This is a genomic window from Schlesneria paludicola DSM 18645, assembly GCF_000255655.1.
Taxonomy (GTDB): Bacteria; Planctomycetota; Planctomycetia; order Planctomycetales; family Planctomycetaceae; genus Schlesneria; species Schlesneria paludicola.
On the sequence record NZ_JH636434.1, the window covers coordinates 575919 to 599104 of the forward strand.

At 54.9% G+C, this 23186-nt stretch carries 16 protein-coding genes; 3 read left to right on the top strand and 13 right to left on the bottom strand.

What is annotated here, in order from left to right; translation table 11 throughout:
* Positions 1-21: 21 nt before the first annotated feature.
* Positions 22-1512, top strand: a complete 1491-nt coding sequence (locus OSO_RS0102870; RefSeq protein WP_010582049.1) for a DUF1501 domain-containing protein — start codon at positions 22-24, stop codon at positions 1510-1512.
* 281 nt (positions 1513-1793) lie between these two features.
* Positions 1794-2918, top strand: a complete 1125-nt coding sequence (locus OSO_RS0102875; protein WP_029246574.1) for a glucose 1-dehydrogenase — start codon at positions 1794-1796, stop codon at positions 2916-2918.
* 115 nt (positions 2919-3033) lie between these two features.
* Here the strand turns inward: OSO_RS0102875 and OSO_RS0102880 are convergent, their stop codons facing one another.
* The 8 genes from OSO_RS0102880 to OSO_RS0102925 all read right to left on the bottom strand — a co-directional run bounded on the left by OSO_RS0102880 (position 3034) and on the right by OSO_RS0102925 (position 14960).
* Positions 3034-4740 carry a hypothetical protein gene (locus tag OSO_RS0102880; RefSeq protein WP_010582051.1) on the bottom strand — a complete coding sequence of 569 codons (1707 nt, stop codon included), beginning with the start codon at positions 4738-4740 and terminating at the stop codon, positions 3034-3036.
* Positions 4741-5117: 377 nt separating this feature from the next.
* On the bottom strand, positions 5118-6392 hold the full coding sequence (locus OSO_RS0102885; protein ID WP_010582052.1) for a glycosyltransferase family 4 protein: 1275 nt from the start codon (positions 6390-6392) through the stop codon (positions 5118-5120).
* On the bottom strand, positions 6364-8631 hold the full coding sequence (locus OSO_RS0102890) for a transglutaminase family protein (RefSeq protein WP_010582053.1): 2268 nt from the start codon (positions 8629-8631) through the stop codon (positions 6364-6366). The genes OSO_RS0102885 and OSO_RS0102890 overlap by 29 nt, the downstream gene beginning before the upstream one ends.
* A 146-nt stretch (positions 8632-8777) precedes the next feature.
* Positions 8778-10379, bottom strand: a complete 1602-nt coding sequence (locus tag OSO_RS0102895) for a GTPase family protein (protein WP_010582054.1) — start codon at positions 10377-10379, stop codon at positions 8778-8780.
* Positions 10379-11434 (bottom strand): hypothetical protein, encoded by a 1056-nt coding sequence (locus OSO_RS0102900; protein WP_010582055.1) that lies wholly within the window; start codon positions 11432-11434, stop codon positions 10379-10381. The genes OSO_RS0102895 and OSO_RS0102900 overlap by 1 nt, the downstream gene beginning before the upstream one ends.
* A gap of 3 nt (positions 11435-11437) precedes the next feature.
* Positions 11438-11935 carry an anti-sigma factor family protein gene (locus OSO_RS0102905; protein WP_010582056.1) on the bottom strand — a complete coding sequence of 166 codons (498 nt, stop codon included), beginning with the start codon at positions 11933-11935 and terminating at the stop codon, positions 11438-11440.
* Between the two features lie 157 nt (positions 11936-12092).
* Positions 12093-12722 (bottom strand): RNA polymerase sigma factor, encoded by a 630-nt coding sequence (locus OSO_RS0102910; RefSeq protein WP_050986130.1) that lies wholly within the window; start codon positions 12720-12722, stop codon positions 12093-12095.
* A 468-nt stretch (positions 12723-13190) separates the two neighbouring features.
* Positions 13191-14960, bottom strand: coding sequence for a right-handed parallel beta-helix repeat-containing protein (locus OSO_RS0102925; RefSeq protein WP_010582058.1), 1770 nt, complete (start codon positions 14958-14960; stop codon positions 13191-13193).
* A gap of 675 nt (positions 14961-15635) precedes the next feature.
* Here OSO_RS0102925 and OSO_RS41900 point away from each other — a divergent pair.
* A complete protein-coding gene (locus OSO_RS41900; protein WP_010582059.1) occupies positions 15636-16640 on the top strand; it encodes a 6-bladed beta-propeller in 1005 nt (334 codons plus the stop codon).
* A 15-nt stretch (positions 16641-16655) separates the two neighbouring features.
* Here the strand turns inward: OSO_RS41900 and OSO_RS0102940 are convergent, their stop codons facing one another.
* From OSO_RS0102940 to OSO_RS0102965, 5 genes are all read right to left on the bottom strand, one after another.
* A complete protein-coding gene (locus OSO_RS0102940; protein WP_010582060.1) occupies positions 16656-17705 on the bottom strand; it encodes a prenyltransferase/squalene oxidase repeat-containing protein in 1050 nt (349 codons plus the stop codon).
* Positions 17706-17817: 112 nt separating this feature from the next.
* Positions 17818-18834, bottom strand: a complete 1017-nt coding sequence (locus OSO_RS0102950) for an AAA family ATPase (RefSeq protein ID WP_010582061.1) — start codon at positions 18832-18834, stop codon at positions 17818-17820.
* Positions 18806-18931, bottom strand: coding sequence for a hypothetical protein (locus OSO_RS52235; RefSeq protein WP_261340372.1), 126 nt, complete (start codon positions 18929-18931; stop codon positions 18806-18808). The genes OSO_RS0102950 and OSO_RS52235 overlap by 29 nt, the downstream gene beginning before the upstream one ends.
* A 219-nt stretch (positions 18932-19150) precedes the next feature.
* The gene (locus OSO_RS47365) at positions 19151-21748 is read right to left on the bottom strand and encodes a hypothetical protein (RefSeq protein WP_157604977.1); all 2598 of its coding nucleotides are present in this window, start codon (positions 21746-21748) and stop codon (positions 19151-19153) included.
* A 78-nt stretch (positions 21749-21826) separates the two neighbouring features.
* Positions 21827-22963: a DUF1559 domain-containing protein gene (locus OSO_RS0102965; protein WP_010582063.1), complete on the bottom strand. Its 1137-nt coding sequence runs from the start codon at positions 22961-22963 to the stop codon at positions 21827-21829.
* Positions 22964-23186 lie beyond the last annotated feature (223 nt).

The window sequence follows — 23186 nt, forward strand, 5'->3', positions numbered from 1 at the left end:
CCGGGCGATTGAGCCGTACCAATGCCGGCTCGATTCTCCATCCCGAAAGGATCAGAAGCCTTGAATCCACAACTCGAACAGGTTCGTCTGCATACGCGTCGACAGTTTCTCTCTGACGCCAAGCTGGGTGTCGGCGCTCTGGCCTTGTCGTCGCTGATGGGAACTCAGGGGAAGGCGGCGCCCGCGGCTGTCATCAATCCGCTCGCCCCAAAGGCTCCTCATTTTGCCCCGACCGCCAAGCGGGTGATCTATCTGCACCTGACCGGATCGCCTCCGCATCTGGATCTGTACGACTACAAACCTGAACTGGTTCGGTTGAACGGACAGGACGCTCCCGAATCGTTCATCAAAGGCAAGCGATTCGCATTCACAACCGGGACGCCGAAGCTGCTGGGAACTCCGCGCACGTTCAAACAGTATGGAGAAGGCGGTGTCTGGTTGTCCGACGCGCTTCCTGGTTTGCAGACGGTGGCCGATGATCTCTGTGTAGTGAACTCAATGTTTACTGAGCAGTTCAATCACGCGCCGGCCGAACTGTTGCTCTATACAGGCTCGGCGCGGTCTGGTCGTCCTTCAATGGGAGCGTGGACCACCTACGGCCTGGGTTCGGAAAACGAAAACCTGCCCGGGTTCGTGGTTTTGATCTCGAGCGGGGTTCAACCCAACGGCGGCAAGAACTCATACGGCAGTGGCTTTTTGCCGTCGATTTTCCAGGGAGTTCAGTGTCGTTCGAAAGGCGACCCTGTGCTTTATGCGTCCGATCCGCCCGGAATGTCACGCGAGCTCCGACGCCAGACGCTCGATGCACTGCATGATCTGAATCAGATCCAGGCCCAAGAACTGGGGCATCCCGAAACGACAACACGAATCGCTCAATACGAACTGGCCTTCCGTATGCAGACTTCGGTTCCGGACGTGATGGATATCACCAAGGAAACGAAAGAAACTCTCGAAGCGTATGGGGCTCAGCCGGGCGCCGCGAGCTTCGCAAACAACTGCCTGCTGGCTCGTCGACTGTGCGAGCAGGGTGTGCGGTTCGTGCAGTTGTTCGACTGGGGTTGGGATTTTCATGGAACAAGTGCCGATCAAAATCTGACCGATGGTCTGACGAAGAAATGCGCGACCATGGACAAGCCGGTCACGGCGCTGATCAAGGATTTGAAGCAGCGGGGGATGCTGAAGGATACATTGATCGTTTGCGGAGGCGAGTTTGGCCGAACGCCATTCCGCGAAGGGCGAACCGCCGCCAGCACCAATCTGGGCCGCGATCACTTTCCAGACTGCTATTCCATGTGGATGGCAGGCGGTGGCGCCAAAGGGGGATTCACCTATGGTGAATCCGACGAATTGGCATTTTCCGTCGCGAAAGACAAGGTCCATGTGCATGACCTGCAGGCGACCATCATGCATCTGCTGGGCTTCGATCACACGCACCTGACCTATCGCTTTCAGGGACGCGACTACCGTTTGACTGACGTTCACGGCGAAGTTGTCAGGCCGATCCTTGCCTGACAACTTCGTTGCGTTGACGGAAGCACGCGCTGGGCCGCGATCCTATTGAGCCACGGATCGCGACGAAATGTCATGACATTTGCGATTCGCTGAATCGAAGTCGGCGGACACGCTGTGTGACCGTCAAAAACGCGGGCAATCCGAACGATCGCCTTCGGGGTTTTCATGTTTTAAGTGCTGGTATCAAAACTGGACTCGGGCTAAACTTCCCCCGCGAACGGCTCGCGATTGCGAGAGCCTGCTTCGTACTATCAGTTCATTTCGGACAAGTCAAAGCTGCCATGAAAGCCATTGCCGTACTACCGGGGAAGCCAAACAGCGTTCACCTCCGAGACATTCCTGCCCCGAAGTTGACCGACCAGCCCCACCCCCACGTCTGCCGGATTCCCGAGGGGCGTGCAGTCCTCGTAAAGACGTTGCAAATTGGAGTGGATGCCACCGATCGTGAAATTAACGAGGCTCTGTACGGCAACGCTCCGCCGACCGGCGAACATCTGGTGATCGGTCACGAAAGCTTTGGGCAAGTTCTTGAAGTCGGTGATAAAGTCACCGAACTCAAACCGGGAGACTACGTTTCATGCACAGTGCGTCGTCCCGGCGGATCGCTCTTTGACGTCATTGGACGAAATGACATCACCAGCGAAGAAGTCTACTACGAACGTGGGATCAATCTTTGCCACGGGTATCTGACCGAATCGTTCGTTGACGATGCTGAATATATGGTGAAGGTTCCCGTCAAGTTGAAACATCTGGGCGTGTTGTCGGAACCCGCCAGCGTCTGTGCCAAGGCCATTGATCAGGCGTTCCTCGCGCAACAGCGACTTCAGGTCTGGAACCCGAAACGCGCGTTCGTCATGGGATCAGGCCAAATCGGTCTGCTGGCGACGATGATGTTACGGCTGCGAGGGATGGAAGTCTTTACACTGGCCACTCGACCCGGGCCGCACCGTAAGCAAGAGATTGCGGAAGCGTACGGCGCGACCTACGTCAGTACTCGGCAAACGTCTCTGCACGATCTGGTGAAGAAGGTTGGCAAGCCGGACATCATCTTCGAAGCGACCGGCAACGCCGAAGTCTGTTTCCGTTCGATGGAAGTTCTCGCACATAACGGTGCCCTGATTTGGACCAGCATCACCGGTGGCAAGTCGGACGTCACAATTGATGCGGCGAAGATCAACCTGGAATGGGTGCTGGGCAACAAACTGCTGGTATCGAGCGTCAATGGCAACCGCCGCCATTTCGAACTGGGCATCGCGGCGTTGTCGCTTGGAGAACTCACCTACCCAGGGGTCACGGAACGAATCCTGACAAACCCCGTGGATGGTCTCGACAACTATAAGGAAATGATGAGGCTGCTGGTCGAGGATAAAGAAGCACTCAAAGTCTTCGTGAACATTGCATCCTGAAAAGGACGCACGAGAGACTTGATATGACAAGAGGCCTTGTGTGGCGGCGAATTGATGCCATCACTCAAGGCCTTTGGAAATGAGAGCGCCACGTCGGGCCCCGCGCTGTTTGCACCTATTGCGGGCCTGAAGCGGTCGGGACTTCGACATCGACGATCCGTGCGGTTGGCCGCATCAGGTCGACGACAATCGGAGTGGGTGTCTCCGCTTTGGACATGTTTCCTGCCGCATCCCGAGCGGCAACACGGACATAAAACTGAGGGGGCACACCAGGCCCAACCGTCCACTCAAACGAGCCGTTAACATCCTCTTTCCAATTGCTGATCGGTTCCCATGGACCATTCAGGTTGGCAGCATAGTAGAGGGCCACTGGCTTTTCAGCGGGATAGTCGTCCGTGATCTTCCAGCGAATCTGAAGGCGGTTGATGTTAACGCCATGCCCTTGCTGGATCGGGAATAGCTCAACGCTCGGTGGCGTCTGGTCGACGGCAATCACAATCGCAGGGGGCTCGTTCGGCAAGGGCGGATCATTCGAAAGCCCCGCACCACTGCGGACGCGAATGGCAAACCCATAAAGTCCGTCGTGTCGCACCTTCACATCGAACGGGCTGCGCTGATCGGGATCGTCATCATATTTCCACCACTGGCGGCCATTGTCCTCAGTGATAAACAATTCCACTCCGCCGACACCAGAAGGACCGACTTCATCGAGTTTGTAGGCGATCTGAAAGTGACAATTTGGAACGATACGGAATGGGGCATTCGAGCGTTGAGCGGGAATCGGCCGTTCGAACTCGGTCGAACGTGCCGTCGTCGGTTGCGGATTCGAAGGAATCGCGGGCGGTGGCGTGATCGGAGTTGCTGGAGAACCAAGCGACGCGTTGGAAATCTGCACGGAGTCGCTTTTGCCGCCTGTCCAACGTTCAGGCGTATTGTCGGTACGCGTACGCGAGACCAGGCGATCGGTCGAAGGCTCGTAGCGTGCCAGACCACCTTGGGGGTTGATGATGGGGCCAATATGATCTTCGGATGGCTCATGCCGATTGATGGGAATTTCAACAGCCGGAGGACGCCTCGTTGCGGACAGCGATTCCTCGGGTGAGGTCGAGTTGGCGATTGGTGGGCGGCGTGTAGGACGTGGACGTTCGGGGGCGTCACCGGATGCATTGATTTGCGACTCGGCCTGACCATGTCCGACATTTCCGGCAAGGTCACCAATCGTTCCGCGGACGTGTACCATCCCGGATTGATTGACTGTCCAGGAATGTTCACCAGTACTGCGCGCCGGAACTCGCAGTGCTTCCCAATCGTTGGAACCGGGGGCACGAAATTCCAGCTTCAGCGTGTTCGCATCAAGGTTGACGTCACTGGCACGCCAGTTGAGTTGGATCACACCGTTTGGAGACTGCTGCATCGAAAGGAACATGGCGGGCGGCGTCTGGTCAACGACGACAATCAGCCCTGTTTCGTAGGAGCCGCTCGGTGGATGAAGGTGATTGCGTCCGTCGAGCGTTTTCACCGAGAACCAATACTCTCCTTCAGAGGGGGATTGATACTCGAAGCGTCCGCCCTCGGGAGTCAGGGCTTGCGCAATGTCCCACGTCGCGCCATGGTCGCGCGAAACATGCAGTTGAATCTCGCGAGCGTTCATCCGCTGTAAGGCGGCCGCATCGAACTTAAACGGAATTCGAAACCGAGTCTTGTTCGTATGCGTCGGCTTGGGAAGCGTCGCAGCCTGTGCCGAAGTATCGACAATCGCCATCCCAGTCATCACGATGACTGCGGCCACGCTGCCGGCAAAATGCCTGATTCGGCCATTCATATTGGGACTCCGTTCGCCCACGACGTGCGATTCTGTCTCACCGAAATTAGAAATCACGGCACGAAAACAGCCGCACCATCCGCCTCTTCCAGAGACTTCTTTCGTCGCTATCGACGGAACGAGCCGGACAACTTGAACCGGCAAGTCACCCACATGGCAGGATAGGTAATGCGAGATGACTATTTCGACGGTGTCGCCGAAGTATTAATGCGTTGTGGCAGTTCCTGCCGCGAAGGGGCTTTCGCGGACTGCTGAACTTTGTGACGGCAGATGTCTTGATCTACACAGTTTCAAGGAGTTTTTGAATCCGATTTGAGACTGTCTCCGTGCTTTCATCAGGCCGTGAAGGGCAAGACGTCTTCCTTGGCAGCAATTGATTATCGTAGCGAGCGTCCATCGAGCAGACGCGGTCGTGCGTGATGATGTTCTAATACTTCCATCCACACTTGTGAAAGATTTCTCGCAGAATCTGAGATGGAGAATTGACGAAGAGCGCGTTCGCGCGATTGGGTTCTCAGTCGTTCTGCCCTGAGGAAATTCGTCAGTACCTCAATCACCGATCCTGCGAGGGCGTGATGATCGCGAGGTGGGACGAGCAAGCCGGTTTCACCGTCAAGAATGATTTCTGATGTGCCTCCGACATCGGTGGCGACGATGGGAACGCCACACGCGGATGCTTCCAACAGGACACGCCCGAATGGCTCTTGATTTGCCGGGTGGACGAGAAGATCGATTTCATTGAGAACAGCGGCAACATCTTCACGATGCCCGAGCAAGTGCAGGCGGTCGCTCAACTTCGATTGCGCGAACGTCTGGACGATGGTTTGTTCGAATTGGACACTCTCCAGTTTTTGTGACGACCGTTCGCCAATCACAAGAAAATGAGCGTGGGGCACCTTCGCGACAATCTGTGTGGCCGCGGCAGCCAAAACGTCTTGGCCTTTTCGCAACCCAATTTGACCGATGGTGGCAATCAACGGGAAGCGGCGATTCGGAGATCCCGCCCCAGTGACGGGCAATCCCAGTTCCGCATGCAATCGCCCCGTGCGTGCTCGGGGTTGAAAGTGGTTCAGATCGAGGCCGTTATGCACAACGGTACAGCGATCGTCGCAAAGACCTTGAGCGATGTGAAACCTGCGCGTCGCCTGCGAGACCGCGATGAGCCGTGTATTTTGGTTGAGATCGTTGATGGTCGCGCGGCTGAGTTTGATGATGTCGCGTAAATGAGATGACGTGGGAATCGGAAGTGTCGATGCAATTCTTCCGGTCCAACGTCCCATTGAGAGCGAATTCGCGTGCAACAGGTCGGGCTGACAGGATTCGATCAGACGCATCAGCTGCGATTCGACATCGCCTGACAACGATGGCAATCCTTGCGACGGCTTGAGCGGCCGGTCGATAACTTGGATCTTGCGGTCGTGCAGTGCATCGGCAAGCCGTCCGATTGAGGGAGCGATCGCGACAAATGCAAATCGCGGATCGTTCGCTTGCAGCCAGTCAATCGCAGCAAGCATGGAACGCTCGCCGCCGTTCAAAGTGGCGTATTCAAACAGCAGTGCAATGCGATAAGGCAACATATGGTGTGACGTTTGAAAAATCGGATCGGCCGAACGGACGCGCGGCTTACTTTTCAGACTCGCGCGCGATCGCATGCCCCAATTCTTCAATGGTGTCGCGTCCTACGGCCGAGTCGTGCGTGGACAGCCATTCGACTGCCGAGCGGGCCTGCTGCCAACGCTGCGTCTGATAGCAGAGAATACCCAGATTCAGGTGATCTTGTGCAGACTCAGGATTCAGGCAGAGCACCGCTTCGGTGTAGCGCAGCATCCTCTCGGCATCACGCGATTCGCGGGCCACATTCACAAGATTTCGCAGCATCCTTTCGAGGATCGCGCGTGACGTAATTGTTTGTAGATACGATTCCTGCCAGGGCAATCCTGAAAGTTCTTCGCACATCGCCTGCGCTTCTGCGGGGGTGAGCGATTTTCCACGATCGAAGACATCGACCAGTTGAGCGGGTCCGGTTTTAGGTTCATGTCGAGTGAGAAAATGGCTGGGCATACCAACGCCGACGATGTTCAAGTTGAGTTGCTTGGCAATTTCGATGTACAGGACGGAAAGTGTGATCGGAAGTCCTTCGCGATCCTCGAGAACTTCATTGATGTAGCTGTTGGAACGGTTCCCATAGTCCGTACGGCTGCCATGAAACCCTTGTTCCTCGAACAAATATCGATTGAGCGCCGCAAAGCGTTCTTCTTCGGTTGAGTTTTCTGCGACCGCAGCGCGGATTCGCGCGGTATGACGTTCGAGTTGTCCGATGTAGGCCTCAAGCTCGAGTTCCGGATTGTCTAGCTTGGAGATCAAGAGCGCCGCTCTCAACAAGTCGATCTGATCACGTTGAATTTCTGACTGGAATTCGCTGAGGGTTCTTCGAGTGTGGATGTCGGTTGCAAGTCGCCGAAGTTGTGCGGCACGCGATTCCAGCGCCTTCGCCTGATGTTCCAGGAATGCGTCGACGACGGCCCCTTCACCTTTGAGCTGCTGTAGTGCCGTGGTGAATGACGAATCCTCGTGCGTCATTCCTTCGACAGCTTTCGTGATTCGCTCCAGTGCGGCCGCATCAGGTTTATTTTCCGTTAATCGCTCGCCCACTCGAAAGCTCTTGAATTCGGCTTCTGTCTGACGGAACTTGCACAGGCCGACACTGCCAGTCTTGTAGGTGGAATCGTCCACCTCGAAGACTTGTTCACCATTCAGGAAGCAGAACACGCGGTCGGATTCCACGCGGACTTTCAGCAAGTTCCAGCCATCTTTTTTCAGATTGTTGGCGCGGGTTTCCCGCAAGACAGCCCAAGAATAAACATCGGGACCGTCAAAGCGACTGAACCGGACATTGCCGTTGCTTGGATAGAATCCATAATGCTTGTCGCCGCCGTCGGAATGAAACACCAATCCCGCAGCCCCATCGCCGGGGGTGAACTTGACCTGCACCGACATTTCGTAGGGAACGACTGGTTGTGCGGTTTTCGAAATGCAAACCGCGCGACCCCCAAATCCACCCCCCCGCCCATCGACGGCAATCTGTCCGGCGCGTTGACGCCATCGTCCGCCGGGAAGCACCGTCCACTCATCGGCGTCAATGGTTCCAATCGTCAGCCAGCGACTCATCGGGATCGGATTGGGTTTATCGAGCAGTGGCTTGAGCGCATTCACGGCAATTGCAAAGCCCAGATTTTCGGATTTCAGGGATTTCAATGTCAGCAGTCCATGAACATGCCCTTGCAGATCCAGCAGGGGACCACCACTGTTGCCGCGTTCGATCGGCAGCGCAATCTGAAGCATGTTTCGTCCGTCGATGTCGCGGCGGCCGGACAAGACTCCACTGACGACGCTCCGTTCCAGCCCCAGCGGATTTCCGATGGCGATGACGGCTTGCCCTTCACGAAGTTCATCGGAATTTCCCAAAGGAAGTGTCGGTAGATCGCGGGCGTCGATCTTGAGGATTGCAAGATCCTGTGAGCGTTCGGTCGCGTGGACTGCGGTGACATCAAACTTGCGGCCATCATGAAGTTCGATCTGGATTGGACGAGCTTCACCGATGACGTGCAGATTCGTCGCGATCAGTCCATCGGCCGACAAGATGAAGCCGGCTCCAAGCCCTTGACGCTGTCCATCGCGGCCGGTGAAGGTCACGACCACGACGGACTTTTTCGCACTCGCGGCAAGTTCCTGAACGGTTTTCTCGGTCGGACGAACTGCGGCGTCCGAGGTCTTCGACGTTTCGGTTGGTGTCTTGACCGGGTCGTCCGCCCTCGCGCGTGTCTGTCCTGAGATCAGCAGGATCATGACAATCAGATGCACTGCAGGCAGGTTGATTCGAACGAACCTCATGAACGGCCTTTCTGAAGCATTGACCTGAGTGCGATTTGCCGCGGCAGCAAGATTCTATGCGGTAAGAATTGTGGCGTCCAATTGCGGAATCCCGCTGGGCATACATTGTCGCAGGAGGATCCTCGTGAATCGTCTGGCCAAAGTTCTTAGGGATTCTTGATGACGGAACCGAGAATCGTGCGCGCGACCTGCTGCAATTGAGTCTTGGTAAATGCCGGTGCGAACTGCTGAATCTTCGTGCCCGCGGAAATCAACTGGCCAACGACCTTCCATGCACGCTCTTGGTCGTATTCGCGATGCAGCGATCGCACGAGCGAAACGGCGCGCGCTTCATCAAGGAATAGAGAGATTGTCGGCAGGAGATACTCGTTGACGCCGAAGACATGTCCGTGCTCTCGATCGGTGCAAACGGGAACCATCGATTCAACACGACTGGCAAACGTCTGCCGCGCAAATTCGACCGCCGCATGAATGCTGTGTTCTTTCGGACGTGTTGGCTGCTCCCACGAATAGGGCGGTGCCCACTCCATGACGGGGCTTAGCCCGTCGATTTTCGAAACGACACCGACGATCGCCGGGGGCTTCAGTCGATGCTGGTCCCGGAACCAAACGGCCAGGTCATCAAGGGCTGTTATGTCGGCTTGCTTGGCGGGAGACCGTGCATCAAGGACGAGCAGGACGAGATCGGCATTTCGAACCGCCTCGCGCGTTTCGGACATTTGTTCGCTGGTGGCTCCCGAATCGCTGTAGCCCGGTGTGTCGAGCAGGATGAGTCGATCCGAATTCCCTTCGACTTGCATGTCATAACGCGCAACAGATCGTGTCAGGGGTAAAATGTCGACGGCGGCTTGCTGTTCGCCGATCAAGCAATTGACGAGGCTCGACTTTCCGGCTTTCACTTGGCCGATGACTGCAATGGTGACGGAAACGGGCTCTGTGCGGTTGGGCGGTTGAGCTTCTCGTGGGGCATCGGTCACCTGGGGAGCGGGCTCGAGCCGATGCATTGCCGCACGATATCGAGCCGACCCACCCCGCAGTCGGCCACTATTCAGTTCGATCAGATAGAAGCCCAGTTGCTGCACGAAGATGGCATAGAAGGCTCCGAGTACGTTCGTCTGGATCTGCTTCGACATCGGATCGACGAAGGCCTTGGACACTGCATAGCGTGCGACACTGACCGGGTTGATAATGACCGACGCCAACCAGCCAATATTATTGATCGTTCGCCACCAGGCCGGTGCGTTGGCGAGCATTTTCCATTGCGCGACCGTGACCAAATGACTTCCAGGTACATTTTCACGCAACAGCTTTTCGAGATCTTCAGCAACCAGTTGGACAACGGTCAACAGTTCGACTACGGAGACCGCCCCCAGTGGGTCAGTTGCTTTCGGGTGATAATGTTTGGCAAACGCGGTTGCGATCTCGATGGTGCGTGTCGTGTAGAACTGGGGATCAATCAGTTGCTCGCCGGTGAATTCCGCGACTCGTTTTTGTTCCGCTTTGATGATTGCGGCCGCAGACTGATCCCGCGGCGTCCAGTGAATTTTCGAGCCGACTTCGGGAAGTGGGACTTCGATTCGATTGACGAGCTGAAGTACGACCCACGCCAAACTCCAGCAAATCGGAATCGCCCACGACAACCAGAACCAGTGGCCCGAGTTCCAGATTGCCCAGGCACCGACTCCGGCCATCAACAAGATTGGCAGTGTGATCAGGGCGGCAACCAAAACGAACGGCCAGCGTGACATCAGAGTTGTTTATCCTTTTCCTTGGGAATCTTCTCGAAGTTCTTCTTGAATTTTTCGAGCATCGTTGGAAGCTTCACATCCATTTGCTGGAACAGGTCCATCACGCTTTTGCGGACTTCCAAACAACGTTTATAAGCGTCATCGTCATGGCTCTCAAAATATCGCCGTCGAAGGACCTGATTGCGTCTTTCAACCGAAAGCTTTTCCACTTTTCGCCGTTCGTCCGGCTTCATCGAATTCAATGCCTTTTCACGCTCGTCATTCGAGATCTTGATCGAAGAATCTGCCTGCTTCACGATTCCCATGAGAAGCAGCCTTACGGCTGTCTCGCGAGGCGATTCGCCCATGGCGTTTGAATGCGTGATCAATTCCGCCGTTCGCTGTTTGATCGCCTTCTTGATCTTCGCCAGTGTGTCATCATCGGGCCATTGGCTATATGACTGCTTCCACTGCGCATGCGCATTGATGATCTGCGTGTATTGCGTTAACTGAGGCGCGTCGAATCCGGGTAGGCGTTTTTCCGGCGGCAAATCATTAACCAGGGCCTTCATCGTCGTTGTCAGATCGGCGATGTCGAATCCGTACGGTTGATCGATCTTGCGGCGAATGAACGAAAGTGTCTCGACATCCATTCGTTCAGCCGTTTCGTTCGGTCGATCGTCTTCGTCTTTCGATTTGTGATCCTGCTCTTCTTTCAGTTTTCGAATCAATGCAATTCTTTTGCCCGTGTCTTTTTCACGCTGAAGCTCGTCCCTCTGAATAGGAGACAGTGTGTCCAGCCAATCGGCATACGTTTGGAGAAGAGCCGTGAGTCCCCCATTCGATTTTCGATCGGCGATCAAGGCTTCATGAAGCGTGCGAACACGCGAGCGTTCTTCGCCGCTCAGCTGTTCAAATTCGGCGACACGTCGGTCAAACTGTTCACGATCGCTTTTTGACAAGTTCTCGAGTCGCTTCACGCGATCCTCGATGACCTGTCGGTCCAGCGCCGAAAGCGGCGCGGTCAAGAGTTGAGCGGCAATGAGGGCAATCGTCAGGGCAACACGGTGTTGCATGGCTTATTTCTCCTGAGGTTCCTCGAAAACGCCGGAAAACTTCAGTTGCCTCAGAAATTCGATGTCACCTGCATCTCGATATTTGTTTAGGTTTTCGATGATCGGCAAGTCGCGGAGGATCTCTTCATTTCGGTCTGGAATCCAATCACGGGTGATCTCGAATCCCAGCCAGGCCGATCCGCCTAACGCCACAATCCAGCAGCAGATGGTTGCCGTGCGAACCAGATATCGAAACCACCATTGGTCCGTCAGAACGAAGGGGGCTTCCATCACTTTCAACGACGTCAGGGTGCGGGTGGCAAAATCGTCTGACGCGCGAATCGTGGGAAGTACGTCCAGCAATTCAAAAGTCCGTGCCAACGCTTCGACTTCGTGACGGGCAACCTCGCTGCGCGCGATGATCTGATCGATCGTGCGTGCCTGCTCGTCGGGCAATTCCCCGTCAAGGTAGGCGACCAGATCGTCTCGTTGTTCGGCGCTTAGGCGGACGGATTTTTCCATGTTGCAGTTCGTCAGATGCGGTCCATCAGCAACCATGGGCAGGGGCTGACACGGTCATGTGTGTTGTACGGCGTACCGATGAGTGATCGATCCCGCTTGTGCGCGTCCATTTTGGAAGCGTGCCATTTCAATTTCACCAAATGTGCTGCTTTGCGAATTACTTTCCCATTTGCATGTAGGGTTCGAGGGCCTGACGCAAAGTGTCGCGGGCACGTGACAACAAGGACTTTACGGCAGGCACCGAGAGTTCCATGGCGTCGCTGATTTCCTGATAACTCATTCCTTCGAAGCGGTGCAGCAGAACCGTTAATCTCTGGCGTTCGTTCAATTGATCCATCGCTTGCTGTACCACCGCCTGCAGCTCGCGTTTGTCGAGTTGACGCGTGGGGGTCATGGCCGACTTTTCCGCCAATAGCCGATCGTCGGGATGAATCGAATTCTGCGACGACGATTCGCCGGTTGGCAACGCGATCTCTTTTCGGCGGACCTTACTATGGTGTGCATTGATCGCCAGATTGTTGGCAATTCGAAACAGCCATGTCGAAAACTTGGCGTTGGGCTGGTACCCATGACGCGCCCGGTAAATCCTCATGAAGACTTCCTGGACCAGATCTTCGGCAGCCTCCTGATTTTGGGTCATGTGAAAAAAGATGGTTGTCAGGCGATCCTGATAGGCGACAACAAGCTTGGAAAATGCATCATCGTCGCCCTTCTTCGCGCGCAGCATCAACTGGACCTCGGGATCGTGGAGATATCCCGAATCTTCGACGTTTGCCACAGTGTTCATGGTCGCAGTCACAGCGTTCCGTTTTCCGGAAAACGTCCCGGCGACTTCCCTCTCATCAAACACGCACGAGGTCAGAAAGTTTCGGCCGAAGACCAATATTTTGTTCGTCGCGACATCATGTCGATTGGCGGCCTTGGAGGGAAGAGATCTTGAACGAACTGATCTGAATCGGCTGTCATGTGCGTTTTCAGGGGCCAGTCGATGTCAGCCAGTTCTTCGGCCGTCGCTTTAACGAAGCTCACCGCTTCTCATTACTGCGAATCCGGCCGCGACGCCATAATGGTCGGCGACAAATTTGTCAGGATTCACATGAAACAACGGCCGCAAAACACCCAGGCGGCCACTGGCGGAAATTTTTCGGTCAACATTGGCCGTCGTCTCACTACAACGTCCGCCCTCCATTGACGTGGAAGAGGGCCGCAGCCACTTCGACAATCGATTCTCGCGGTGACTGCGTCGTGGCCCGGGTTACCGCCTTTTCGCTTGCGGCTTGGCCTTGTTGCGTTCGATTTGATTATTCTTCAAGACCACTTGTTTTGAATTTGTGACATCGATGCCCTTTCCGATATTCAATCGATACAAGTGACGATCTCTGCCGGCCGCCTGGTAATAATTCGTCTCCCGCATTTTGTTATCTTCTACCAAGACATCGCTGGCGGCATTGATATAGATGCCATTCAATGCCGCGCGATCGATCACGTTCCCTCGAATTACGATCTTGCGATTCCCTGACGGAACAGTCGTGGTCGAAGAGAGCTTTTTGTCCCATGTGATGGGCAGCTTGACTCCCACACTGATCGCACCACCGTCCGGCCAGCCGTTGACGGCGGTCGTTGAATAGGTATTGATATCGGTCAAATGATTCCCAATGATCTGCACATTGGTCACCCAGCCGGCTTCTCCCCAAAACGGATATTCTGGGCCCAGTGCAATTCCCGCCATTTTCGTGCGTTCAATGCGATTGTGCTCGATGACTCCATCGGATGCGTCAATGCGCAGTCCACGCCCTCGATTATCATGAAAGACGTTATTTCGAATCACGAAATTGGGGCAATTCAGTTGTGGGATATCACACACGACACCCAAAGGCAGGTCATCGAGTGATTCTTCAATCGTGACCTTAAATACGAACGCATTGTCGAGACCTTTGTTGTCAATCGCCTTTCTAAGTATTGCCAAAGCTTCTGGCAGGTCTTGCTGCTCGCGTTCTATTGTTGCGATCGTCAATTCTTGCATTACGCTATACGTATTCGGGTCCATACAGCGCAGCATGTCGCCGGGCTGAACGAGTTGATCAAGTGGATCCTTGATCCTGTAAGCAACCCATGCCGTACGTGGCGGCTCGAAGCCGACGAGTGCCAACGTGGGACCATGAAGGTTCACCCCATCGTCTCCTTGAAAACCAAAATCACAATTCTCGATCGTCGGACCGAAGCGTGAGTTCGCATAGTGAACGCCGTCCGACAGCGCCGCCAATAGTCGATCTCTCGTCGCTCCCTCTGGCCGAGGCCCGCGCGCGATCGTGATATGGTCAAGCACCATACCGCGGCCACTTTGGGAGACGAGAATCCCCGAATGGAATAAAGTGATATCCTTAAATGTCAGATTGTCGCACTGATTGACACTGATTCCGGAGATGCCGCTGCTCTTCAGCACGATCGAGTCGCCGACCTTGACATTGACGATACCATCTGGAAATGAAGCAAGATGAAGACGCGCGGTATCCGCATCAATCGTTTGTACGTCTTTTGCGTAAAGATCGGGAACTCCTCGCTTCCATTGATGGGATTCGGGATCGAAAATTCCGATGCTCGTCGGCTTGAATGTCACTGGAAATTGCGGATAACCGGCGTCCACTTTGAACTCAATCCATGCCGCGGCGGGGCCATTTGGCGGTGACACAGCCGAAATGGTACCCTGGGTAAACTGGAGTGGAGATTGATCCAGCGTAAATCCGGAAAACGTCATGTCATGACAGCGAGTCAAGCTGATACCGATGCCAGCCAGCAGAGTAACTCCGTCACCGTTCACCGTGAGATTGCCAATGTCCTTGAGATTCACTCCGTAGTTCGATGACGTGTAAATCCCGGGTGGAATGGTCACCTCGGTTTTTCCGTCCGCGTGCGCTTGTACGATCATATCCGCAATTTCATTGCCAGCGGCTGGACAATGAGCGGCAAGAATGCAAACGACGGCTGCAACCTGGCAGCTCAAGTAAATCCATCTGGTCGTTGTCATTTCTCTGTCTTTCGTTTTAGCTCACTCAACACGACATTCTTGGAAGGCGATACGCGAACAAGTTGATCACTCCAGACCAACGTCTTGAGAGCGATTTCCGTGCCCAACCGCCGATGATCCTGTCACCTTCGACGGTCGACAACGCGAGTGATGCAACGACAGCGAGGTTATTGGAAGTCAGGTCGCCTGGGTAGCGGACACTTGCGACCACACCCTTCAATCACCATGAAAACTTCTTAAGCACACACTCTCCGGAAATGGACAACTTCTGGAGGTGCCCGCAATTCGTATGCTGCAAAAGCAAGTATCCAAGATGCAGCGACGACATGATTCGCGCAGCGAGCGGCAATTGCGTCCGTCACTCGCGACTTAAGTCAAGATTGCCGGGGGGGGGCATTTCGTGGGTACTTGCAGCCGCACTAGTGCCCGACGGCAAAATGTGTGCGATTCCGGCCAATATGAGACTGCTGTTCACATCCACGGTTCACAGTCACCCCAAAAAGTGAATGACGCCGTTCCGAAGCCGACCACGAGATGCATGTGTTTGGCGAAGCAAACTTCGCCGGGCATCGAAATCGGTTCTCCGTTTCTGCACGCTTGTGATGTTCCCGAACGCGATTCACAATAGTATTCAGTGATACGATTCATAAGTGTCCCGAAATTGTGAGAAGTCCGATGAAACTGCGACGCCGGGATTTCTTACGGATCGGATGTGGACTTTGCGGAGCCGCTTCGCTCGGTTCGCCGTCAGCCTGGGCTCAATCTGAAGGCCAGGACGAAGCGTCGACAATTCCTCAAGTCGTACTGACATGGGGGACCAACGGCCATGGCGAGGGGGAGTTCAATATCCCGATTGCGATCGCTGTGAACAAAAGCGATGAGATTCTGGTGACGGACTTTCGGCAATCGAACGCGGAAGCCAAGTCGCGCGTGCAGCGATTTGACCAAGAAGGCCGGTTTCTCGACGCATTTGAAACCGATCCCATGCCCGGGGGCTTGGCGTTGGACAAAGACGGCCTGTTGTATGTCACACATATGATGAAGCACAAAGTGGCTGTCTATGATCCCGAAGGCAAACTCGTCAGAGAATTTGGCAAGCAAGGATCGGCCCCGGGTGAATTCGACCAACCGGGTGGGATCGCGATTGGTCGAGATGGGATTGTCTATGTCGCCGATCAGGCGAACCAACGCGTGCAGCAACTCTCACCTCAGGGATCGCCCCTTGGCGCGTGGGGTAAGCACGGCATGGCGACGGGTGAATTTGGTGGCAACTCGTCCCCCCGAGGCCGTGGCGGCGGGCCGCACTTTCTGGCCTTCAACAGCGACGGAGATCTCTACACGACCGAGGCGTCAGTCGGTCGGGTGCAGAAGTTTCACCCCGACGGCACATTTGTTCTCGCCTGGGGAGATAACGAAGTCGGTCCCGGCCATTTCGGCGGCCACAGCTACATGCCAGGCCCCCTGGCCGTCGCAATCGACCACAACGACCGGGTGTGGGTGAGCTCCACAAACCACCACGTCCAACAGTTTACCGCAGACGGCCACTTTATTCGCAGGGTGGGCGGAGAAGGAAAAGAACCTGGCCAATTTCGCCTACCCCATGGCCTGGCATTCGACAGCCAGCATTTTCTATACGTTGCCGATGCCCGGAACTCGAGAATTCAAAAACTCTCGATTTGAGTCACTTGAATCAATTCACTGAGGTTCACATTCTTGCAGCGCCATGACCGCGAAGGCCGTTCCAGCATGTGTCAGGTAATGCTTGCTGTCTTTCCAGAGTGACCGCGTAAACCATCGGCCACTTTCGCGCTGATGGCTCTTCAGCCAATTGACACCACGCTCGATGCGCGCGTCGTTGGCAGGAATCCCACTCCGACGCAAGACGTAGACGACGAAACCTGTTCCGTATCCGTCACTGACTTCAGTCTCTTGCGGCTCATCATTGAAGCGCTTCCAGTCGCCGAGCGTTGCCAGGCCCCATCCACCATCCGCCTTTTGCAAGGCCAACAATTCATTGACAATCTGCTGCTTTTCCGGATCGCTCAGCAACCCACTCACCGCTGTCGACGCCCACAGCACCATCGCTCGATGGTGCAGCATCGTCCCGGGATTCTTCTTCAAATAGTCCTGCAGCTTCGCCATTCCCTGCTGGGCATTTTCAGTTTGGGCGTAGTTTTCGGGCGCCACGCCAACGGCCAGTGCGGCCAGTGCGATACCGTAGTGATCGTCCGATTCCATCGGTGGCCAATTGCACTTGATCCAGGTGAACCCACCGTCATCACGCTGGACCGTCCACATCCTATCGAGCGCCTGCCGTGTCAGCGGATGCAGCTTGCCCGTCGTTGCGGCGTCGTTAAACGCCAGCGCCGCCCCCGTGGCCACAATCTCCGCATCCCAACGCGGCCCGCTTTCGACCCAGCGGCGCGTGATCAGCTCTTCTGCAGACTGACGTACTTCGTGCGCAGTGGTGTCTGAATCCGACTTTGCCGGCCGAGCGTAGAGGTGAGCGTAGTTCGTGTGACAGGTGAAGCACTTACGATCCTTCTGCCACTGAAGCGCGGCCGAATCGAGAAACGACGTCGCCTTCTCCAGTGAGAATTCGCTGGCCATCGGCTCATCCCGGCGATTCGGCCCGGGATCAACGACGCTGGACGACGTCACAGCCTCGGCCGATTCGCCGTTATTCGCGATCCCTAAAACCGAAAGCAAACCCACACACGCGATCAGCACGACGTTTGATTTCATCGACACGCATCTCCAATGGGGCGGACAGTCAGAATCGCGGAATCAGAATCTGCAACGGCGACAAGTCGCTCGACGAATCAAGGATCGAAATCCGCCTGATCCAACCGGCGGCTTAGACATATTTTGGAATCTTGGGCTCCGGGATTTCATCGATCAGGCGTGCAATCACAGAATCCGAGGTCATGCCTTCGGCCTGTGCCTGAAAGTTCGTCGAAAGGCGATGTCGCAATACGGGGATCGCAACCCGGCGAATATCCTGAATCGAGACACTCGCCCGTCCATCCATTGCGGCGATTGCTTTACCGCCGGCGATCAAGAATTGACCAGCACGAGGTCCCGCCCCCCAATCCACCAATTCCCGAATGAATTTTGGTGCGGTGTCATCGATCGGCCGTGTCGCACGAACAAGTCGCGCCACATAGTTCACCGTCAATGGGCCAATCTCGATCGCTTGGATTTGCTTCTGCAAATAAAGGATCGCTTTCGCCGAAAGAACCTTCCGCACTTCCTGACGCTCACTCGCCGAACTCGCATTCAGAATCTGCTCTTCTTCCGCCAGATTTGGGTAGTCAACCTTCACGTTGAACATGAAGCGGTCGAGTTGCGCTTCGGGCAACGGATATGTCCCTTCCTGTTCAATCGGATTTTGCGTGGCGATGACGAAGAATGGTTCAGGCAACTGATAGGTCGTCTGCCCCACAGTCACCTCTTTCTCTTGCATCGCCTGCAGCAATGCGGCTTGTGTTTTCGGAGGCGTTCGATTGATTTCGTCCGCCAGGAGAATATTCGTAAATACCGGACCTTCAACAAAACGGAACTCACGGCGACCGGCATCGTTCTCATCCAGCACGTTGGTACCGGTGATATCCGATGGCATCAGGTCGGGCGTAAACTGGATGCGTTTGAAATGAACATCTAGGATTTGGGCAATTGTGGAAACCGTCAGGGTTTTCGCCAGGCCAGGCACCCCCACGAGCAGGCAGTGTCCGCCCGTGAAAATGGCTGCCAGAATCTGCTCGATGACCGCGTCTTGCCCGACGATCACCTTATGCAGTTCCTCGGCCATCAGTTCGCGATGTTTCCGAAATTTTTCCAGGAACTCATCGAAATCCGGCTTCTTTTCCGCCAAGTTGATATCCCTTCATTTCACCACACACACAGTCGAATGCCTGAATGAACCGCGGATCACCGATTGCACACAGGTCACTGGCATTGCGCCAGCTCATCGACGAGCCTCGTCGAATTCCGTTCAGACAGCATCGTCACTGTACGGAACGGATTGTCCGTTGAAAAGCGGCGAACACCCCGCCGCGTTTCCGAGGCCGAATTCAGGCAACTGGAATTACTGTTGCGTGGATCAGACCAAGGCGAGAGAGCCGAAATGCGGAAAGGGAGGGACGCATCGTCCGCGGCACAGATTCCTCGAGCTGCCGCATCTGCATCGTCTACCTCCGAGGACGAAGATATCTGGCAAGGCCCCAACCGGCACATAAGGCCGCGATTCCAGCACCAATCCGCGGATCAAACCAAGTACCAGAAGTTGTCAGCCTCTCACCGAACGTAATTGCCTCGACTTCGCCGGGGGTAAGTTTACGTCGCCGCGCAGGGGCAACTTGCTGGAACCATTCACGATCCTTTTGATCAAACACAATCGCATTTTTTCGGAAATCTGTAACCTGTATTGGGCCTGACGTTTCGTTCAATTTGCAATCAACCACTGTCGCCGACGCCACTTCGAAAAGCTGGTCATTGTCAGAGAAATAGCGATACGTATTCGAATTCGCGGGCTGCGGCCTCGATACAGCGGTCCATGAACTTGGAAGCCATTCTTTCGCCTCGGTCACTGCGTACTTAATGTCGACTTGCTCCCGAAGCAAACGGTTCTTGGTTGTCGTCGTTTTCAGAATCAGAAACTCACGCTGCGGATCGACCCAAAACCGACGCATGAAGGAACTATTATGACTTTCGGTCCTCTCTTCGAGGATCAAACATGGCACACCATCCACCCAGGCCCTTTTGGGCAAGACCTCGCAACGATCAAAATCGCAATCAATCCCATAGGGCGAAAATGGCCGAAATGCCAGTATTGGTCCGCGCCAAAAGAGATCGCCCAAGTCGCCAACTCGATCGCACCACGGATTCGGTCGATCAAAGATGATGCCGAATCGCCCACGATCATTCCCATCGAGAATCTCATCGCAGCGCCTTTCGGCGTCGCTCACGATATCGAGGCGCATTCGCCCCAAATCAGGGGAGATGGAACGTGAAAACCGCGAATTGAGAGCCGCGAGAAAATCGTTGTGGATCGGTGTTCCAGAAAAGCCTGTCGCACGCGAGAAGTCGATTCGCGAATTCAGCCAAGGGGTTGAACAACCAAATCCAGAAGGAGTGATCACGAGACGGCTTTTCTCTGTACTTGGATACCAATCCGAGAGCTTTACCGTTGCTCGAAACGCCGATGCGATCGTCGAATCCGTGGCGGGCTGCGTCCACTGCATTTGAACGTGTGGGAACAATTCTTCGCGGCGTTTCCACGCGCGGGCAATCTGCGTCACCTCGACGGACGTCGATGCCAGCGTATCTTCATCCTGAAATTGAGCAGAATGAGACTCATCCGTGTCGGTCGAATCCACGTGAGTAAGCGTTGCTTGCTCAGAATACCGCACGCGAAGGTTTCGAATCTCGACACAAGCGCCTAATTTCCCCTCCACGACGAATCCAACGCACGCGTCGGTGTTCGGCGCAACCCACCTTTCCCCATCCAGCAGTGACCAACCATTTAACTCGACTGAGATCCGCCCCGAAGTAAACTGCAATCGCAGATCGTTCCACCGCCCCGCGACAAGCGCGTGCTCTGCTTCCGGTGAGGACGCGCAAACGCAACGGTTATTCGGCCATGAATAGACGCCCCCCGCGCTAATACCATCGAGTGAGACATTGACGGTTGAACCGGATACGGAATTTTCGTCCGATGGTGGGAAAAAGCCCATCGAAAAGCGTTCTGCTTCTGGCGATGAACGAAACTCGAAATGAAATTCGGTCAGTCCGCTCGAAGGAATTGCTGAATATGTCGGTGCGACAGGACCAATGTCCTTTTTGGACACGGAGGCCGCCTCATCCGGTCGCAAGTGAGCTTGATCGGACGAGATAATGGACGCCACTTGAGAGGGGTATTCGCTGGCACGAACGAGTTCAAAGGGTCCCGATCCCTCAACGCGCTTCGCTCGATTTTGAATCAACAACCAACGATAGAGCGCACAATTCCGGTAGGCGAAACTCCACGCATCGTGAAGATCCATCCTTCCGTCTTTCTGACCGCGCAATTCCGAGTGACGAGCACTCAGCCCCGCGGAGAGCAACGACTGGAAATTACTGCAGGCATTCGCAAAGACGCCGGCATCTTCCGCAACAGAAAACATCCACACCGGTAAGCGCGCTGCCGCAATCTTCTCAACCGTCCGCTGATCCGTTCCCGCAGAAATTGGAACGATGGCCGCAAACAGGTGTGGAAATTCAGCCGCAATCGACCAGACCCCAGCTCCCCCGGATGACAATCCTGACAAATACACTCGATCGGGGTCGGTGTGGTACTCGGCCGCAGTTTGATCCAAAATTCCAAGTGCCACTTTCACCAAACGTTGATCCGAGACCCAACTGCTGTTTTCAGGACATTGAGGCCACACCACGACAAATGGAAAACTGTGTGTTCGTTCCCAAATTGCGGGTGCAATTCCGTCAATGAGCGGTGCGATTCCATCGCTACCATTCTTGCCGTGGCCATTTAAATACAGCATCAGCGGCAATTGATCATGAGGCGTCATCGCATACGGTACGAACGCAATATAGCGATGAACGATGCCGTCATCATCGATGAAACTTTTGTTGATAAATCCGCGTTCCAGGCCATACTTTGTCGATTGCTTTGCACGATCGAGAAGCCGTCTTCCTTCCGTCGCAAGAAACAAATACAGGAAATTGACGATCATCAATCCCCCAACAGCCACGATCCAATAACTCCGAGTGCGAGATCCAGGCGTATTCACAGTCAGAAAACTCCACTCGATGTGATTGATTCCTATTCCGGCCGTGGTTTGAAATCCGCCGATCAATCACAAGTCACGTCAAAATGGCATGTCAACCTGGTTCGTCGAATCACGCGCGTGCATGAAATACCAAACATCTGGATTGATGCTATCAGAGATGAAATGCGAAGAACCGTCGGCCGTCAGAACATGCACCCCTCCCGGATGCATACTCCGGGAAGTCGCCTGCGCGTTAGATTCGATGTCGGAAGGCCTTCCGTAAAGACATGGCATGCGCAGCTTTTGAAGCTGATCCGCGCCGATCTGATCCGTCATTGCGCGACATCCGGTGATGTCATCTGAGCTTGCATCTTGATTGTTTGGCCCCGCTCCGTCTTCTGTCCGAAGTGTGATGCCATGTCGTGCTGTCAAACTTGCTCCGACGAGGCCAAGCGCCCACGAGCCCCGGGGATCCAGAGGAGATACTCCAGCTCGTACCTCATCGATCATGACAAAATTCGACGCACCGATCAGAATGTCCTGAAATCCGATCGAACGATTCACACCGCCCGCACCACTCCCCCAGAGCGATGTGTTTTTATTCATCAGATCTGGATTATCGACATGAAATCCGTCCTGACAATCCGATTGAAGCTCGAAGATGCAGCCACGTCCGGGGCCGATATTCATCGCATAATTTCCGCGAGAATAGCGATTCGTGGACCCACCTGCCAACTGGTCTCGAACGAAGGGTGCCTGGTTGAAGGAATCTTCGCCACACTTCAATGCGGCAATCGACGTGGCACGAAGAGTTGCATTCTGAGGGGCACTAATCGGCAATGCGGGATTGAAGGAATTCCAGAGTCCACCTTCACCGAACGACGGAAGAAGCATGACCGCCCAGTTGGCGTGTACTCGGTCAGGGTCGGTCGGCGTCGTCAGACCAAGTGCCACACGGTCGTAAATTCCAACCGGCCTTCTTCCCTGCCCAATGGGCTCTCCCGGAGGACCTCCCCAAACGACGGCCGGCGGAAAGCTCTTGAACTGGTCATGGTAGTTGTGAAACGCCAAGCCGATTTGGCGCAGATTGTTGAGGCATGAAACCTTTCTTGCCGCGGCCCGCGAAGACTGGACTGCCGGCAGAATCAACGCGAGCAATAATGCGATGATCGAGATCGCAACCAGCAGTTCCACGATCGTAAATCCGGGGCGAACTGATACCGAAGTTCTGTTCATGGTAAAGGTCCTCTCAGGTTTAGGCCATTTTCTGCAAGTGTCAATGCCCTGACGCGCTGCTGTGATCGTCACGGAACGTGGAGGTTTGACGATCAATCAAGCTCGCCGAGACGTCACAGTTTCCACGAAACCAAACCACTTCTCGATCTCGAGCGAACCAGCGCGAGCATGGCACGAAACTCAGAACGCGGATTCATTCATTGGCAACGTCATATTCATGCGA